Here is a 2,232-nt window from a genome sequence, read left to right on the forward strand (position 1 = left end):
CCGATATTAGTGATCTCTAATATCGGTATTAGACAACTCTAATATCGGTATTAGTGGAGTGCTGATGGGGAGTGGGTTTTGGGCATTGGTCTCCGAGGGGTCTGATATTGGGTGAAGTGTTTATTTCTTTTGTCCTGTAAGCCAGTGTTTTACCGAATGATCTTAAAATATTTCCGAGAGAGGGCTTGCAGGAAGTGAGAAATGTTGTACCTTTGCACTCGCAAAGCCGAGAGGGGTACGCTCCTGAGGCTCCGGCAGAGGTCGGGGTGAGCGGATCTGGAAAAAGAATTTTCCGAGCCGCTTGCAGGAATGAAAAACTTTCGTACCTTTGCACTCACATCACCGCCCGAGGGGCTGGGGATGCTGAAAAAGAGATCATAGACATAAAGATAAGACAAGGGCATCGCCCTTCTTAGAGATAAGGAGTGAGCGATGTGAATTGTGTAAGTACAAGACAAGAAAACAAGTAGTATACCAGTTTTCACGATGGGACAGTAATAGTGTCACTTCGTCTGAGACCTAGAGAGATACAACTTGGGTGAAAGTTTAAGTGACGATATATATACGTCAACGTACGAAACCAATAAAGCGAAGAGCAACATACGAGCAGCTCTTGATCCGCTACTTGATAGTAGAGGAAGAAGAGCAAAGGAACAAAATTTTCTTAACAATGGAGAGTTTGATCCTGGCTCAGGATGAACGCTAGCGATAGGCTTAACACATGCAAGTCGAGGGGTAACGTGTTGGAAGCTTGCTTCCGATGACGACGACCGGCGGATGGGTGCGTAACGCGTATGCAACTTGCCTCACAGAGGAGAATAACCCGGAGAAATCCGGACTAATGCTCCATACACTCTTTAGCACGCCTGTGCGTAAGAGGAAAGATTTATCGCTGTGAGATAGGCATGCGTCCTATTAGGTAGTTGGTGAGGTAACGGCTCACCAAGCCGACGATAGGTAGGGGTGCTGAGAGGCAGATCCCCCACATTGGGACTGAGACACGGCCCAAACTCCTACGGGAGGCAGCAGTGAGGAATATTGGTCAATGGAGGAAACTCTGAACCAGCCAAGTCGCGTGAAGGAAGAATGTCCTAAGGATTGTAAACTTCTTTAGCGAGTGAGTAAGGACTTCCACGCGTTGGGAGTTTGAAAGTAGCTCGAGAATAAGTATCGGCTAACTCCGTGCCAGCAGCCGCGGTAATACGGAGGATACGAGCGTTATCCGGATTTATTGGGTTTAAAGGGTGCGCAGGTGGTCCTGCAAGTCAGTGGTGAAAAGCTGAGGCTCAACCTCAGCCTTGCCGTTGAAACTGCAAGACTTGAGAGTACATGATGTGGGCGGAATGCGTAGTGTAGCGGTGAAATGCATAGATATTACGCAGAACTCCGATTGCGAAGGCAGCTCACAAAGGTATGTCTGACACTGAGGCACGAAAGCGTGGGGAGCAAACAGGATTAGATACCCTGGTAGTCCACGCCGTAAACGATGATTACTCGAAGTATGCGATATGACAGTATGCTTCCAAGCGAAAGTGATAAGTAATCCACCTGGGGAGTACGCCGGCAACGGTGAAACTCAAAGGAATTGACGGGGGCCCGCACAAGCGGAGGAACATGTGGTTTAATTCGATGATACGCGAGGAACCTTACCCGGGATTGAAATGTATGTGCGCCTCTTGGGAAACCGAGAGGGTTCTCTTCGGAGACACATATGTAGGTGCTGCATGGTTGTCGTCAGCTCGTGCCGTGAGGTGTCGGCTTAAGTGCCATAACGAGCGCAACCCTTATCGTCAGTTACTAACAGGTTAAGCTGAGGACTCTGGCGAGACTGCCGTCGTAAGGCGAGAGGAAGGTGGGGATGACGTCAAATCAGCACGGCCCTTACATCCGGGGCGACACACGTGTTACAATGGTAGGGACAGAGAGTAGCCACTCGGTGACGAGGAGCGGATCTTGAAACCCTATCTCAGTTCGGATCGGAGTCTGCAACTCGACTCCGTGAAGCCGGATTCGCTAGTAATCGCGCATCAGCCATGGCGCGGTGAATACGTTCCCGGGCCTTGTACACACCGCCCGTCAAGCCATGGAAGTTGGGGGTACCTGAAGTGCGTGACCGCAAGGAGCGTCCGAGGGTAAATCCAGTGACTGGGGCTAAGTCGTAACAAGGTAGCCGTACCGGAAGGTGCGGCTGGAACACCTCCTTTCTGGAGCCTTCGACCTCGATCCGAGACG

General features: G+C 50.4%; 1 rRNA gene. It reads left to right on the top strand.

Annotated elements, in window-relative coordinates:
• The first annotated feature begins 667 nt into the window (after nucleotides 1-667).
• Nucleotides 668-2,204 (top strand): 16S ribosomal RNA (locus HMPREF2890_RS02620).
• The last annotated feature ends 28 nt before the right edge of the window (nucleotides 2,205-2,232 follow it).

The organism is Porphyromonas sp. HMSC065F10 (assembly GCF_001808555.1).
GTDB lineage: Bacteria > Bacteroidota > Bacteroidia > Bacteroidales > Porphyromonadaceae > Porphyromonas_A.